This window comes from Streptococcus orisratti DSM 15617 (assembly GCF_000380105.1).
GTDB lineage: Bacteria > Bacillota > Bacilli > Lactobacillales > Streptococcaceae > Streptococcus > Streptococcus orisratti.
Genome location: NZ_KB904465.1, coordinates 21,302 through 37,498 on the forward strand (window position 1 = coordinate 21,302; position 16,197 = coordinate 37,498).

14 protein-coding genes are annotated in these 16,197 nt (G+C 38.1%); 11 read left to right on the forward strand and 3 right to left on the reverse strand.

Going from position 1 to position 16,197, the window contains the following annotated elements; all coding sequences use genetic code 11:
• Positions 1 to 271 precede the first annotated feature (271 nt).
• The gene (gene cshA, locus A3I7_RS0105380; protein ID WP_018375759.1) at positions 272 to 1,840 is read left to right on the forward strand and encodes a degradosome RNA helicase CshA; all 1,569 of its coding nucleotides are present in this window, start codon (positions 272 to 274) and stop codon (positions 1,838 to 1,840) included.
• Positions 1,841 to 2,373: 533 nt separating this feature from the next.
• Here cshA and ktrA read toward each other — a convergent pair.
• Both ktrA and ktrB read right to left on the reverse strand, forming a co-directional pair.
• Entirely contained in the window at positions 2,374 to 3,045 is a 672-nt protein-coding gene (ktrA, locus tag A3I7_RS0105385; RefSeq protein ID WP_018375760.1) for a potassium uptake transporter gating subunit KtrA, read from the reverse strand.
• 21 nt (positions 3,046 to 3,066) lie between these two features.
• Positions 3,067 to 4,389: a potassium uptake transporter channel subunit KtrB gene (gene ktrB, locus A3I7_RS0105390; RefSeq protein ID WP_051071840.1), complete on the reverse strand. Its 1,323-nt coding sequence runs from the start codon at positions 4,387 to 4,389 to the stop codon at positions 3,067 to 3,069.
• Between the two features lie 186 nt (positions 4,390 to 4,575).
• On the opposite strand from ktrB, the gene A3I7_RS0105395 reads away from it, so the two are divergent.
• Positions 4,576 to 5,295 carry a TraX family protein gene (locus A3I7_RS0105395; protein WP_018375762.1) on the forward strand — a complete coding sequence of 240 codons (720 nt, stop codon included), beginning with the start codon at positions 4,576 to 4,578 and terminating at the stop codon, positions 5,293 to 5,295.
• Positions 5,296 to 5,356: 61 nt separating this feature from the next.
• Here A3I7_RS0105395 and rsmG read toward each other — a convergent pair whose 3' ends face one another.
• Complete coding sequence (gene rsmG / locus A3I7_RS0105400) at positions 5,357 to 6,070, reverse strand: 16S rRNA (guanine(527)-N(7))-methyltransferase RsmG (RefSeq protein WP_018375763.1); 714 nt, start codon at positions 6,068 to 6,070, stop codon at positions 5,357 to 5,359.
• A gap of 344 nt (positions 6,071 to 6,414) precedes the next feature.
• Between rsmG and htpX the strand changes: the two genes are divergently transcribed.
• The 9 genes from htpX to A3I7_RS0105450 form a co-directional block, all read left to right on the forward strand.
• Positions 6,415 to 7,308, forward strand: a complete 894-nt coding sequence (htpX, locus tag A3I7_RS0105410; RefSeq protein WP_018375765.1) for a zinc metalloprotease HtpX — start codon at positions 6,415 to 6,417, stop codon at positions 7,306 to 7,308.
• Between the two features lie 69 nt (positions 7,309 to 7,377).
• Positions 7,378 to 7,914 (forward strand): DUF177 domain-containing protein, encoded by a 537-nt coding sequence (locus A3I7_RS0105415; RefSeq protein WP_018375766.1) that lies wholly within the window; start codon positions 7,378 to 7,380, stop codon positions 7,912 to 7,914.
• A 724-nt stretch (positions 7,915 to 8,638) separates the two neighbouring features.
• Positions 8,639 to 9,328 carry a response regulator transcription factor gene (locus A3I7_RS0105420; RefSeq protein ID WP_018375767.1) on the forward strand — a complete coding sequence of 230 codons (690 nt, stop codon included), beginning with the start codon at positions 8,639 to 8,641 and terminating at the stop codon, positions 9,326 to 9,328.
• 753 nt (positions 9,329 to 10,081) lie between these two features.
• Complete coding sequence (locus tag A3I7_RS12535) at positions 10,082 to 10,909, forward strand: sensor histidine kinase (protein WP_169333806.1); 828 nt, start codon at positions 10,082 to 10,084, stop codon at positions 10,907 to 10,909.
• 270 nt (positions 10,910 to 11,179) lie between these two features.
• Positions 11,180 to 11,671: a transcriptional regulator NrdR gene (nrdR, locus tag A3I7_RS0105430; protein WP_018375769.1), complete on the forward strand. Its 492-nt coding sequence runs from the start codon at positions 11,180 to 11,182 to the stop codon at positions 11,669 to 11,671.
• Complete coding sequence (locus A3I7_RS0105435; RefSeq protein ID WP_018375770.1) at positions 11,658 to 12,815, forward strand: DnaD domain protein; 1,158 nt, start codon at positions 11,658 to 11,660, stop codon at positions 12,813 to 12,815. Before nrdR ends, A3I7_RS0105435 begins: the two co-directional genes overlap by 14 nt.
• A gap of 4 nt (positions 12,816 to 12,819) precedes the next feature.
• Positions 12,820 to 13,722, forward strand: coding sequence for a primosomal protein DnaI (gene dnaI / locus A3I7_RS0105440; protein WP_018375771.1), 903 nt, complete (start codon positions 12,820 to 12,822; stop codon positions 13,720 to 13,722).
• Between the two features lie 333 nt (positions 13,723 to 14,055).
• Complete coding sequence (der, locus tag A3I7_RS0105445; protein WP_018375772.1) at positions 14,056 to 15,366, forward strand: ribosome biogenesis GTPase Der; 1,311 nt, start codon at positions 14,056 to 14,058, stop codon at positions 15,364 to 15,366.
• 396 nt (positions 15,367 to 15,762) lie between these two features.
• Positions 15,763 to 16,197: hypothetical protein (locus A3I7_RS0105450; protein ID WP_018375773.1), on the forward strand; the 435-nt coding region annotated here is incomplete at its 3' end.

A 16,197-nucleotide genomic window follows, 5' to 3' on the forward strand; every position in this document is an offset into this window, starting at 1 on the left:
TGATACGACCCTAGCTCGCTTTGTCTCCAAACTTAAATAGTTTCTTTCACGAACTTTTGAAGTTGGTCGGAATTTGATTTTATTGAATATCAAAAAAGTATTATTTATAAGGCAAAGCCATTTCTAGAAATTATGAAAACGTATTATTGGTCAAAAAAAGTCAAATTTCTTTTTTTTGTCAATCTTTGTGTTATAATGGATAGGTTGTTAAAACGACAAAAAAATAAGTTTTATAAGGCAGCTTCGCACTGCCTTTTAGAAAAGAGAAACATTGAAATTTACAGAACTTAATTTATCAGATGACATACTTGCTGCGGTAGTTACTGCCGGTTTTACAGAACCTTCACCTATCCAAGAAATGACTATTCCCTTGGCACTTGAAGGAAAGGATGTTATTGGACAAGCACAGACAGGGACTGGTAAAACAGCTGCTTTTGGTTTGCCTACCCTCAATAAAATCGACACTAGTCGTAATGTCATTCAAGCCTTAGTTATTGCGCCTACACGCGAATTGGCTGTTCAATCTCAGGAAGAACTTTTCCGTTTTGGTCGTGAAAAGGGCGTGAAAGTTCGTTCAGTCTACGGTGGTTCAAGCATTGAAAAACAAATCAAGGCTCTTCGTTCAGGGGCACATATTGTTGTCGGAACGCCAGGGCGTTTGCTTGATTTGATTAAACGTAAGGCTTTAAAATTAGATCATGTTGAAACTCTGATTTTGGATGAAGCAGATGAAATGCTTAATATGGGCTTTCTTGAGGATATTGAAGCTATCATTTCACGTGTTCCAGAAAGTCGTCAAACCTTGCTCTTTTCAGCAACTATGCCTGAACCAATCAAGCAAATTGGCATAAAGTTCATGAAAGAACCTGAACATGTGAAAATTGCAGCTAAGGAGTTGACAACAGATTTAGTTGATCAATATTATGTTCGTGTTAAAGAACAAGATAAATTTGATACTATGACACGCCTGATGGACGTCGATCAACCTGAATTGTCCATCGTTTTTGGTCGTACCAAGCGTCGTGTTGATGAACTAACTCGTGGTTTAAAACTTCGTGGTTTTCGTGCTGAAGGTATCCATGGAGATCTTGATCAAGGAAAACGTCTTCGTGTCCTTCGTGACTTTAAGAATGACAACCTTGATATTTTAGTAGCAACTGATGTGGCTGCGCGTGGACTTGATATTTCAGGCGTGACTCACGTTTACAATTATGATATCCCACAAGATCCAGAAAGTTATGTTCACCGTATTGGTCGTACTGGTCGTGCAGGCAAACATGGGCAGTCCATTACTTTTGTTTCACCAAATGAAATGGGTTATCTCTCTATCATCGAAAACCTAACGAAGAAACGTATGAAGGGCCTCAAACCTGCTACAGCAGAAGAAGCCTTTCAAGCGAAGAAAAAAGTTGCCCTTAAGAAGATTGAACGTGATTTTGCAGATGATAACATTCGTTCAAACTTTGATAAGTTTAAGGGGGATGCTGTTAAACTAGCGGCTGAATTTAGCCCAGAAGAGCTGGCGCTTTATATCTTGACCTTAACGGTTCAAGATCCAGCGACATTACCAGATGTAGAAATTGCTCGTGAAAAACCATTACCATTTAAACCGTCTGGAAATGGCTTTGGTGGAAAAGGTGGACGCGGTAATCGTGGACGAGATAATGATCGTCGTCGGGGTTCTTACCGCGGTGATCGTAACCGTGATGACCGTCGTGATTTTAAACGCAAGTCAAACAAAAATCGCAAGGATTTCGAAAATAAGGACAACAAACGTCCACACCGCACATCAAGCGAGAAGAAAAATGGCTTTGTTATTCGTAACAAGGGTGAAAGATAATAGATTCTTTAACTTATAGTTATTTAGTTTATCTTTGATTACTTCGACGTAAGAGGAAACTCCGTTTCCTTATTTCCAACTTCAAACACTCCACTGGATTGTTTGAACTCACTTTGCCGTACTTTACGAAAGTGACTTGCTTCGCATGTCTTATTTCCAACCTAGAACAGCCTAAAGGCTGTTCTAGCAACCTGCAGCTCGTTGCCTAGTACTAAAAGGCTATATAATCCTTTAAGATCTCATAACGAGATCTTTTTTTTGAAAACGACTCTTTCCTGAAAAAGACTATGAAAAAAGGTATGACTGATAAGCAGCCACACCTGATTGTCTTCTTTGTATCTTTAAAAATCAAGTTCAGACGTTACTAACATAATTTGATAACTATAGGTTCTATCTATATATTGCTGATTCTTATTAATACTCTTCGAAAATCAAAACTATCCGTTGTCAACTTGCCTTGATGAACTCAAGTTCTATCGCCGGCTTCGTTTCTCAGGCTACTTTTGATTTTCATTGAGTATAAGTATTGTTTTTTATTTGAGATAACCCAAATAATCAAATTTTTCAAAGGTATTATTACTTGCAATGGCAACAACATCTGTCTCTGGTTCAAATGCTTGCATAGGATCAATATGAGTTTCCAGATTTGCCACATTGGGTCTGCGAAGTCCAACAACATTAATATCATACTTTTTACGAACATCAAGCTGGGTAAGGTTTTTTCCTACCCAAGATTCGGGTATTGAAAACTCAATCATGGCTAGATTATCCTCAAGGTGGATAATGTTTTCAATGTGACGGCGTAGCATATTAGCAGCAACAGCCTTACCAGAATCACGTTCAGGCGTAATAACTTTTGTAGCCCCAATGCCATAAAGAACTTCTTCATAAGTGGCATTTTTAGCTTTAGCAATAATAATTGGAACTCCTAGCTTTTTACAGTGCATAACGGCCAAAACTGAAGATTCAAGATTGTTTCCTGTTGCGATAACAACAGAATCACATTGATCGATACCGACTGCCTTTAAAAAATCAAAGTCTGTGATATCACCTACAGCAGCTTTTGCCACATAATCGGCAACTTCTTGGACATGTGCAGCACCATTGTCCAAGGCGATAACATCCTGATCAAAATGGCTTAATTCAAAAGCAACGGTCCTGCCGAAAATTCCTAAGCCAAGTACACCAACAATTTTTTTAGTCATAATTTGTTCCTTTTCTAGTCTTTATCCAACAGTGATATCCATTGGCGCATATTGAATGGTTTTCCCTTTTTTTTGAAGAAGGCTGAGCAGTACGGTGATTGGTCCTACGCGTCCGATAAACATCAAAGCAATGATAATCAAACGTCCTACAGTTGACAGTTGAGGGGTCACATCCATGGAAACTCCGACCGTAGCAATAGCAGAGATAGCCTCAAAAAGCAATGCTAATGGCTTGATAGAAGGTTCTACTTCAAGAAGTAAAACGTAACCAGTCATCAAGACAGCAAAGAAGAAAATCAGTACAGTCAATGTCTGTTTGATGGTTTTATTGGCAATAATACGATTACGAAAGGTTACTTCTGACTGGCCATCCAGTTCGGATTTGAAGAGAAGATAAGTGATTGCTATGGTAGTCACCTTTACTCCGCCTGCTGTTCCTCCAGGAGCACCACCGATAATCATTTGCAACATGTAGAGAATGTTTGTAGCAGGATGTGCATCTTGGTAAGAAATAGTAGCAAACCCCGCCGTCCGCATAGTTACTGTTTGAAAAAAACTCACCATTAACTGTTGAAAGGGATGATAAGTTCCTATGGTTTTTGTGTTCCCAATTTCTGTCATCCAACTTAATACTGTTCCTAAAAAGAGGAGCAGACCAGTTGTGTAAAGCACCAAGCGCGTTTGGTTTCGTATAGGACGAATAGCTGAGCTGAGATGTTTAGGGCGATTAGTCAAATAACGCTTAACAGCATGAATGAGATCCATCCAGACGGCAAAACCAATGCCTCCAGAAATAATTAAAAAAGCAATGACAAAATTAATCAATGGATTAAGGGCATAGTCTTTAAGGCTTGATGAGCCTAGATTATCAAAACCAGCATTACAGAAAGCTGAAATAGCTAGAAAAATACTATTAAAAATTCCATGCTGCCAACCGAATCGTGGAATAAAGTCTAGCATTAACAGCAGTGCAGCAATAGCTTCAATAGTAAAGGTTAATTTATAGACATTAAAGAGATAATGTCGTAAATCGGAACTATTTTCTCGGCTGAGGGCTGATTGCAAGAGATTCTGGTCAGTGACGGTTATCCGCCTACGACGTACAGCATACATGCTGATAGCAATTAGGGTAACAAGTCCTAGACCACCAATTTGCATGAGACACATGGCGATAACCTGACCTAAACCGTTGTAAACATCTGCAACAGCAACAACCGATAAGCCTGTCACGCAAACCATAGACACAACGTTGAATAAATGATCGAAAAAAGTCGTCGATGGTGCACTAGAGTAGTGGGTTATAGGAAGTGATAATAGGCAGCTTCCTATGATAATGACAATCATAAAGCTAAATGTCAGTCGTTGTGTCACTGACACTGATTTTAGAAAAGAGTACACAATAGAAGTCCTTTCATTCCAAAAAGCTAAGAATATGATAGCAAAAAAGCACTAAAAAGACTAGTCTTGAGGTTGTATGATAACTGTGGTACAATAAGAAAGATTAACCTAGACATACAAGGAGTTTTATTAATGAATAAAATTGATGCTTTTCATTTAAAAGTGATCGCTATTATCGCTATGTTTTTAAATCATGTTGGTCATACTTTTGAGAATGTGTGGAATCCTCCGTTATGGGAATTTACTTATCTGACAATAGGTCTTTTGACCTTTCCAATCATGGCTTACTTACTAGTAGAAGGATTTTTCTATACTCGAAGTCGTTGGAAATATGCAGGTCGACTCTTCTTATTTGGCTTAATTAGTCTTTTTCCTTTTCATTACCTTTTTGAATTTAACTGGTCATTTTTCAATCCCATCAATAACATCATGTTCACACTAATGCTGGGTGTCTTAATGATGATGGCTTGTGAAAAGGTTAAAAATCATTTCTTACAAATCCTAGTTTTAATTTTCTTTATCCTTGCTTCCATTACCTCAGACTGGAATCTTTTTGGTATTCCTATCATTTTTGGATTTTATAGAAATCACGGAAAACCAGAAAATACCAAGTGGGTTCTTGGGATAATCTGTCTCCTAATGATGTATTTGACTTTTCCTAAAGAATGGACGGCGACTGCTGCGGTAGAATGGCTGTCAAATCTGGGAATTTTGACAGTTATCCCTATTCTGGCAGCCTACAATGGCCAGCGAGGCTATTCACCAAATTGGGTAAAATGGGGGTTTTATGCCTTCTATCCCCTCCACATCAGTCTTCTACTTTTTATTCGTATTCTGATTTTTCACTATTAAAAGAAGCGAATAGGTTTACTGACTAACCTGTTCGCTTTTGTGAAAATTATAGTAGAAAGGGTTAAAGTGGTTTCTTGTTGGGGAGCCCTGCTTTACGCGGATATTTGTTTGGGGTTTCTTTTTTCTTTTCTACAATGGTGAGGTTTCGGCCATCCCCATTTGGTAATTGATAGTTGTATGTTAGCACGACCTTAGCAAATAGCAGAGCTAAGGCATTTTTTGCGTCAGCCAGTTCTTCATCTGCTGCTGCAGCCTTGAGGGCAATCAAGCGCCCACCAATAGTTAAAAAAGGTATAGTTAGTTCAGACAAGACTTGCATGCGGGCTACTGCACGAGCCGTCACGATATCAAAAGTGGCGCGGAAAGTTTTATCTTGGCCAAAATCTTCAGCTCTGCCATGGTAAAAGTGAACCCTATCTAAGCCTAGTTCTCCTGCCAATAGGGTTAGAAAGTTGATGCGTTTATTAAGGGAATCAATAATGGTGACCTCAAGCTCAGGACAGAGAATTTTCATAGGTAGGCTGGGGAATCCTGCTCCAGCCCCTATATCCAACAGTCGTACGGGTTCGTTTTTGATATGACCTTGTAGAACGGGTGCTAAGGAATCGTAAAAATGCTTGAGATAGACCTCTTCTTTTTCGGTGATAGCTGTCAAATTGATTTTTTTGTTCCATTCTATTAGTAGCTCAAAGTAGCGCTCAAATTGATTTTTTTGTAAATCGCTGAGCGTAAAACCTTGTTCAGCCAAGTATTGATAAAATTCAGCAGGTGTCATCTTGTCTCCTTAATCGATATCTGTACTGAAACATGCGGTAAAGGTTGGTGCATGCTTAGAACTGTATCTTCTATTTTACCATATTTTGCAGTTAATACTCTTCGAAAATTTAACGAAAGACTTTGCTGTCTTATTTTGGTGCATTCTATTTGTACATTGCTGAAACGAACAACGTCTGTTTCATTTTCCGTCTTCAATGGTTTCCTAGAATGTTGGAACAAGCCTAATTTTGATGTTCATTGCGTACAAGCCCTCTTTTCTTTTGAAAAGTTGTAAAAATTGATATAATATCTCTAACGTTATAAGCCATTGAGGTTAACTAGAGGTGAAAGTGAGGTATTTTTATGTTACAAAGTCAGATTGCTAGTAACAAGCGGCGAACTGTTCTCTTGATTATTGTATTTTTCTTGTTGCTGACAGCTATCGGTGCTGCGGTTGGTTACCTCCTGCTGAGAAGTCTAGAGCTAGGTGCAGCTTTAGCTTTGATTATCGGGATTATTTATGCAGCTAGTATGATTTTTCAGTCAATAAATGTTGTTATGTCTATGAATAATGCGCGTGAAATCAGGCCTGAAGATGCGCCCCAATACTATGAAACAGTTGAGAAAATGGCTATGGTGGCTCAAATTCCCATGCCACGTGTTTTTATCGTTGAAGACAATTCTCTTAATGCCTTTGCAACAGGATCTAGTCCTGAAAATGCTGCGATTGCAGCCACCACGGGACTTCTGAAAGTTATGAATCGTGAGGAATTAGAGTCAGTTGTTGGTCATGAAGTCAGTCATATTCGTAACTTTGATGTTCGTATTTCAACCATTGCCGTAGCCTTAGCCAGTGCAGTGACTCTGATTGCTAGTATAGGTGGTCGGATGATGTGGTTTGGAGGAGGACGTCGCCGCTCGGATGATCGAGATAATGGTATGGGGATTTTAATATTGTTATTTTCCATCCTATCACTGATTTTAGCTCCTTTAGCGGCGACTCTGGTTCAGTTAGCTATTTCTCGGCAGCGAGAATTTTTAGCTGATGCTAGTTCAGTTGAATTAACTAATAACCCTTTGGGAATGATTCATGCGCTTGAAAAACTAGACCAATCAGCTCCTATGCAAGCTTCCGTTGATCAAGCTAGTGCTGCTCTTTACATCAACGATCCAGTTAAGAAAGAAGATGGCTTGAGATCACTCTTTTATACGCATCCTTCTATCTCAGATAGAATTGAGCGTTTGCGTCAAATGTAAGAACATTGCTTTGCTAATCCTCTAAAAGTTGTTATAATAAAGTCAACCAAGAGAAAGAAAAGAGAAATTATGTTTACTTTAACAGAAATTAAAAAGCACCCAGAAGGTATTCGGTTTAATAACAGCTTTGATTTGGCTGAAGAAATCAAAGAACGTAACCCTGAAATCATTGATTTGAAGAATGTCACTGCCAAAGGGACTATCTCCTACGATGATGGTTTATATTTATTGAACTATGAGTTGCTTTACACGCTTACCTTGCCATCTAGTCGTTCTATGAAGCCAGTTCCTCTGGAGGTTCAAGACTCTGTTTCGGAGATTTTTATTGAAGAGGCTGATTTGGTAGAAAAGGGCGATTTAGTGGATGAGGAGTTAGTCTTAATTGTGGAGGGAAATAGTATTTCCTTAACTGAGAGCATTTTAGATAATATCTTGTTAAATATTCCTTTGAGTGTCTTGACAGAGGAAGAAGCCAAATCAGATGAGTTTCCATCAGGTAAGAATTGGTCAGTTATGACAGAAAGTCAATTTCAGGTGCTTAAGGAGGCTAAAAAGGAACAAAATAATCCTTTTGCAGCCTTAAACGGTTTATTTGATGAAGAATGATTTAAATGAATAGTAAAAAGACAGGGAAGGGGAGTATTCTCAGTCTTTTTTACGTTCATTATGGGAAGTCTATTATTTATACTTTTCTAAAATCAAACTAATACTCTTCGAAAATCAAAATTATCCGTTGTCAACTTGCCTTGATGAACTCAAGTTCTATCGTCGACTTCGTTTCCTAGGCTACTTTTGATTTTCATTGAGTATAAGGTGCTGTTGTCTTACTTTGAAGAAGCCAATTTCATCTGCACCATCTAGTCTAATCTTAATTTTCATTGAGTAATGGGTTTGTATTTTGTATGTGTCAAAAAGTTCTAAACAGTATGCACAATTCAAGGATTTTTGCGAGCTTGTTTATTTGAAATAGCAGAAATCCTGTTGGGTTAGGAAATTAAGAGTAGGTAGTATAACAAAAACTCATTAGAAAATCGAGAAAGTAATCGTTTCCAGAAATTTAAAATACGTTAAATGACAAAACGATTACATTTTTTAAAATAGCTAGTCAAGTAAATTTTTTTCTGTTATACTTTTTCAGTACTATTGTTTTGCTTGATACTTAAAGCTATCTAGATTTCTACAAAAGAAGTAAAAAAGTCGGTGAATTATAAGCTTTTTTTAATTTGATGAACTCTAAATGATGGTTTTGAAATATTGAAACCGCATTATAAGACTGATTAGGTTGATGAGTAGTAAGTAAAATGATAAGACTATTAAAAAGGAGGAGACAATGAGTAAAAAAATTCTAGTTATTGAAGATGAAAAGAATTTGGCACGTTTTGTATCACTTGAACTACAACACGAAGGCTATCAAGTTACTGTAATCTCTAATGGACGAACGGGGCTCGATGTTGCACTTGATAAAGATTTTGATCTTGTTTTGTTAGATTTATTGCTCCCAGAAATGGACGGATTTGAAATAACACGACGTCTTCAAGCAGAAAAAACGACTTATGTTATGATGATGACTGCGCGCGATTCAGTCATGGATATTGTCGCTGGTTTAGATCGTGGTGCAGATGATTATATAATTAAACCTTTCGCTATTGAGGAATTACTAGCACGTGTTCGTGCTATCTTCCGACGCCAAGATATAGAATCTTCTAAAAAGCCTTCATCTACGATGGGCGATTATCAAAATTTGAAACTCAATTCCCAAAATCGCTCGGTTGTGCGAGAAGGTGAAGAAATTTCTTTAACGAAGCGTGAATTTGATTTGCTAAGTGCTTTGGTAACCAATGTCAACCATGTTTTGACACGTGAGGATTTGTTGGCAAGCGTTTGGAAATACGATGATTCTGTCGAGACAAATGTTGTTGATGTTTATATTCGCTATCTTCGTGGGAAAATTGATGTTCCAGGTAGAGAATCTTACATTCAAACAGTTCGTGGTATGGGATATGTAGTTCGCGAACATTAAGAATGTCTTGACAAACGCAAGATTAAATGAGATAGGTGCTTTAACTTTTTGTTGAAAAACGACTTAACAAATTGACGAACTCAAAGGCTTGAACATTTTGAGGTATAAAGTAGCGCTTACGTAAACTGAGTTTTAAAAAAGTACCAAATGAAGAACAATGCAGGGGCAATTAAAGAATGATTGTCTCTTTGTTAACTCTGAAAATCGTACAGAATGCTTGGAAAGTTGAAAACTGTGGCTAAAATTCCTCGTTATCAATAGTTTTAGTTATTCATTTATTGTCAATCTTTATTGAGTGTAAGTTATGACTGTTACGTTTTTCAATAAATCATCCAAAATATTAAGAAACTGAATATTTTTGTCCAATTATTGATTTGGGTTAAATAATTCAGCTTTTTTAATGAGGTTCAATCTAGGAGAGCCCCAAAAGAGATAGTCAGGTTTTATGCTATTCAACGACGACCTAGTTGGTCTGAAGCTTGTAGAAATAGTGCGTAACTTAGTGATGATCGTAATCTGTCCTTTTCTTTTCCACATAAATTTTAGAATTTCGACGCTCAGTTGGTCGAAAAGGAAATTGGGATACTGAGAAGTTTTATGATGAGAAGCAATTTTAGGCTGAGTATTTGATTATGCTTGAAGCATAAAAAAGATTTTCTTGTAAGAAAGGAGGGACTTCAAATTTTTCTAATTATATCATTTTTGATGCTCGCACTGATTTGTTGTTTTATAAAAAAACAATCGTTATTAGTGTTGGCATTTCAAAAAGCTAAAAATCTTAGTACGGATAATTCAAAAGAATTGTTAGATCAGGAAGGAAATCGATCACAAATTGCTGAGTTAAAAGAAAGCATTGATTATTTGTCAAAGCAACTTGAACAAGAACGCCAAACACAGCAACAATTTATTAGTGATATTAGTCATGAGTTGCGAAACCCTATAGCTGTTTTGTCAGGACATATTAGCATGTTGCAGCGTTGGGGGAAAGAGGAACCTGCCATTTTGGAAAAAAGTCTCAATATCATGTCCCAAGAAATGCAACGGATGGCTATTATGGTTAATGAAACTTTGGACACTGTTCGCCTTCAAGGAACTGTTGAAGGACATGAAGATGAAATGACTGATTTAGGCGAATCCGTTGAGAAAATTTTAGCCAATTTTAGACTCTTGAAAGAGGACTTTACTTTTGATTTTGATTCTAACATAAAACCGATTACTGGGAAGATTTATGCCCTGCATTTTGAACAAGCCTTAATTATTTTATTGGATAATGCAGTCAAGTATTCTGGAAATGCTAAGAAGATTGAAGTTGACTTAAATGTTCAAGAAGATTTTGCTTGTTTGTCGGTTATTGATTATGGGCAAGGTATGTCGGAACAAGATTTGGATCATATTTTTGACCGATTTTATAGGAGTGAAACTTCAAAAATGCAAGTATCAACTCAAGAAGGAGCTGGAATCGGCTTAGCAATTCTAAAGCAAATCGCTAATGCCTATCATTTGTCTATTCAGGCTGATAGCCAACTTGGAGTTGGGACTTCATTTCATCTAAAAATTCCGATTGTTGATAGTGCAAAATGACATTAGCTACTGTTCCTTGGAATAATTTATAAAAATCAATAAATTTAAGTGAGTAGCTATATAACGTTTATCCCTAACAAAAGGTGTTGCAAAAACGCCTTTTTATTATGGAAAATATTATCATGGATTGCGAAAATCAAAACGCTATTTTGCGAACTTAATTTGATAAATGTTTTAAAACTTCAAAGAATAAGAAAATGTCTTTGGCTTTTGTTATTATTGGAAATATGGTAAAATAAGGTATTAAAATGTTAGAATAGGGGTGTTTTCATGCGTTGTCCAAAATGTAGTTTTAATAAATCAAGCGTCGTTGATAGTCGCCAAGCAGAAGAAGGAAATACGATTAGACGACGCCGCGAATGCGAAAAATGTCACACCCGATTTACAACCTTCGAAAGAGTTGAAGAATTACCACTTTTAGTGATTAAGAAAGATGGTACGCGGGAGCAATTTTCACGGGATAAAATCCTCAATGGTATTATCCAAAGTGCTCAAAAACGTCCAGTCTCAAGCAATGATATTGAAAATGCGATTAGTCGTATTGAGCAAGCTGTTAGAAGCCAATATGATAGCGAAGTCTCTAGTGAAGTTATTGGCAATCTGGTCATGGACGAACTAGCTGAACTAGATGAAATTACCTATGTTCGTTTTGCATCTGTTTACAAATCTTTCAAGGATGTTGATGAAATTGAGGAACTTCTCAAGCAAATCACTGATCGTGTCCGTAGTAAGAAAAGTAGTGTAACCAATGAATCCAATTGATGATTTTCTTTTTCTAAAGCATAATAGGGTTTCTTACGATTCCACAACCCTTATTCAACTCTATTATCCTATCATGGGGAGTGACGCTCTTGCTGTTTATGAATATCTTGTTGCTTTTTTTGATAATGGGGTTCATACTCATAAATTTAGTGAGTTGCTTAATCACCTCCAATTTGGGATGAAGCGCTTGGAGGAAGCTTTAGTTATGCTAACGGCTTTGGACTTATTGGTTCTTTATCAGACTAGGGATAGTTACATATTGAAAATAAAGCCTGCGCTAGGGAACGAAACTTTTCTGGCAGACCCAGTTTATCGGAGACTTTTGGAGCTACGTATTGGTGAGATTGCGGTATCTGAATTGGAAGTTTCCATTCCTGAGAATGCACGTGATATTTCTAAGACATTTTCCGATGTTTTCAATTCCGAAATACAAAATCAACCTAAGTCGTCGAAAACGGATCCAACCTTTGATTTGGTCAGTTTCCAACGTCTGATGACTCGAGATGGTCTTTCCTTTTCGGAAAACGAAAAAATGGATGTTATTGGGCTTTATGCTTTTGCAGATAAGTATAAGATGAATTGGTTTGAGGTGTATGGCTTGGCAAATGAAACAGCCATTAACCGCAAAATTTCTCTAAAACGGATGGAGGCTAAAAAGCAGCAGCCTTCCCAATCTCAGGTCGATGGCGACTTTACAAACAGTGAATTAGTGGTTATTCAGCAAGCCAGGTCTCTATCGGCTCTTGATTTTCTAAAGGTTATCAAGTCTTCTCGCAAGGCTGTTGTGACAAAAGCAGAGCGTAATCTCTTAGAAGATTTGGCGCAGATGAGTTTTTTGGATGAGGTTATCAACATTTTGGTGCTTTACACCTTTAACAAGACCAAGTCTGCTAACCTGTCTAAGCCTTACTTGATGACCTTGGCAAACGATTTTTCATACCGCGGTATTGGGACGGCTGAAGCAGCTGTTGTGGCGCTCCGCCATTCTCCAGAAATACAGAAAAAAAATGCTGCTAAACCAATCAAAAAATCGAATGTACCTGAATGGAGCAATCCAAATTACAAGAATGAAACTAGTCAAGAAGAATTAGCAAAATTGGAAGCTGAAAAACGTCAACTTCTTGAGAAATTAGGAAAGGAGTGAGTAGATGGAAAAAATTGGACAAACCCTCAATCATTTGGGACGCTCAGGTCGTGTGGTAGCTGAAGAGTTGATGCAGGCTATCTTAGCAGATAGAGATGTGGCTGATTTTATCGCTGCTCACCAGCTGACACCAGAACAAATCAAGCTCAGTCTGCCTAAGTTCAACCAATTCCGAAATGAACGTGCTAAATTCGAGAACGGGGATGAGAGTTATATTGCCAAGGGTTATCAGCCTATTTTAACCATGAATGAAGGTTATGCTGATGTGACTTACCTAGAGACGCGTGAACTCAAGGAAGCTCAACGGAAACAGGCAGTAGAAGGGCGAATCAGTTTGATGAATTTGCCTAAATCTTACAAGCATATTTCTTTTGAGGATATTTTCTTGGATGACAACCATCGTCTGGCTAGTTTTGGCAGTTTAGTTGATTTTGTCAATGACTATCCGAGTCAGGGGCAGAAAGGGCTTTACCTCTACGGAGACATGGGTGTTGGCAAGTCTTATATGTTGGCTGCTATGGCGCATGAGTTGTCAGAGCGTAAGGGTGTGACCACCACCATGTTGCACTACCCATCCTTTACCATTGATATTAAAAATGCTATAAATGGCGGTCGTGTCAAGGAAGAAATTGATGCGGTCAAGACAGCACAGGTCTTAATTTTAGATGATATCGGTGCTGAGCAATTTTCATCTTGGGTGCGTGACGAAGTACTTCAAGTTATCTTGCAGTACCGCATGTTAGAAGAATTGCCAACATTCTTTACGTCAAATTATTCTATGGCTAATCTAGAAGCTAAGTTAGCTGATGGCCGTAAAGGTGATGAGTCTTGGCAGGCTAAACGTGTTATGGAGCGCATTCGTTTCCTGGCCAGAGAAATGCATTTACAAGGTGAAAATCGACGTTAGGATAGCTGAGCTAGCGGAGGCTAGCCGGCTTTTTCAGGCGAATGTTCTATCAATAAAAAATGGCTCATCAGATGGAAGTCAAACTTATACTCAATGAAAATCAAAAGTAGCCTAGGAAACGAAGCCGACGATAGAACTTGAGTTCATCAAGGCAAGTTGACAACGGATAATTTTGATTTTCGAAGAGTATTAGACCTCGTTGCCTTGATTTGATGAGTGTTAAGGTTTAGTAGAGTTTGACCGCCTACTAACCAAAATTAGCAGAGAGAGTTTTTCCTGCACCTTAGTTACATGTGAAAGGAATCCCCTAAATGAGGGGAAGGTATTTATTTTATGGCTTTACCTACAGTTGCCATTGTTGGTCGTCCAAATGTTGGAAAATCGACATTATTTAACCGAATTGCGGGGGAGCGCATCTCTATTGTCGAGGACGTTGAAGGTGTGACACGAGACCGTATTTATACGACTGCTGAATGGCTTAATCGCAAGTTTAGCATTATTGATACAGGTGGTATTGATGATGTTGATGCGCCTTTTATGGAGCAAATCAAGCATCAAGCTGATATTGCTATGACGGAAGCAGATGTCATTGTTTTTGTTGTTTCTGGTAAGGAAGGTGTGACAGACGCAGATGAGTACGTGGCAAGAATCCTTTATAAAACCAATAAACCTGTTATTTTAGTTGTCAATAAGGTTGACAATCCAGAAATGCGCAATGATATCTATGATTTCTATTCTCTTGGACTTGGTGATCCTTACCCAGTGTCATCTGTTCATGGAATTGGAACAGGTGACGTTTTAGATATTATTGTTGAAAATCTTCCAACTGAACTTGAGGATGAAAATCCTAATATTATAAAATTTAGTTTAATTGGTCGTCCAAATGTTGGAAAATCTAGTCTTATCAATGCTATGCTTGGTGAGGAACGTGTAATCGCCAGTCCCATTGCTGGAACGACACGTGATGCCATTGATACCAATTTTGTTGACAGTGAGGGTCAAGAGTACACCATGATTGATACGGCTGGGATGCGTAAGTCTGGTAAGGTCTATGAAAATACTGAAAAATACTCGGTCATGCGTTCAATGCGTGCTATTGACCGTTCGGATGTTGTGCTCATGGTTATCAATGCTGAGGAAGGTATTCGTGAGTATGATAAGCGTATTGCAGGTTTTGCCCATGAAGCTGGTAAAGGTATTATCATTGTCGTTAATAAGTGGGATACGATTGAAAAAGACAATCATACAGTTACTCAGTGGGAGGCAGATATTCGTGATAATTTCCAATTTCTAAGTTATGCGCCAATAATCTTTGTCTCTGCGGAAACCAAGCAACGTTTGCATAAACTTCCTGAGTTGATTAAGCGCATTAGTGAAAGCCAAAACCGTCGTATTCCATCAGCGGTCCTCAATGAAGTCATCATGGATGCCATTGCTATTAATCCGACACCAACAGACAAAGGGCGTCGCCTCAAAATTTTCTATGCAACTCAAGTTGCGGTGAAACCACCGACCTTTGTGGTCTTTGTCAATGAAGAGGAGCTTATGCACTTCTCTTACATGCGTTTCTTGGAAAATCAAATCCGTGCAGCTTTTGGATTTGAAGGTACGCCAATAAAACTTGTTGCACGAAAACGTAAGTAATGAAAGTAGGGGCTGGGAATTTCTCACTCCTCTTTCTTTGGTCTTTGTCAAAAACAAACTGATATATAATCGCTATCACCGAGTTTGATTAGTATAGTCAATTAGTTTGTCTTTGATTACTTCGACGTAAGGGGAAACTCCGTTTCCTTATTTCCAACTTCAAACACTCCGCTGGAGTATTTGAACTCGCCTGCCGTACTTTACGAAAGTGACTTGCTTCGCATGTCTTATTTCCAACCTAGAACAGCCTAAAGGCTGTTCTAGCAACCTGCAGCTCGTTGCCTTGTACTAAAAGCAAACTAAAGACTCCCCCTGGTGCTAGTTAACTTCAAAAAACAATAAAAAGCCCAAATGGACTATACTGTAAGTGATGAAACATACAGGAGGTTAGTCCAAATGAGCCACTTACAGTATACTGCTAAATCTCATCATTTGCAATGGAATGTACGCCAATTATCACAAATTTGTCATCACTTCTACCAAAATTATTGCCCAGATTCCTTCAAATATCGACGTAATGTTGGCTTAGTCAAAGTTTCGGATGAATCAATCCTTGTCTTGCTTTTGTTACAAGCTGAACTAGGCATGACATCACAACGCCATTTCTACACCATCTGCCCCCTCTTTCCTTGTGGTCAGTTACTAGANCGAAGTCGTTTCAATCGTCGGTCTAGACAATTGATCTGGCTAGTCCAATTAATCCGAAAAGCTATGAGTGACATGCTTCCATCTGATAGGCTAGCCATTATAGATAGTTTTCCTTTGCCACTTTGCCAACTTGTTCGCAATCACAGAGCTACCATTTTTAAAGGATTAGCCGATATTGGTTAC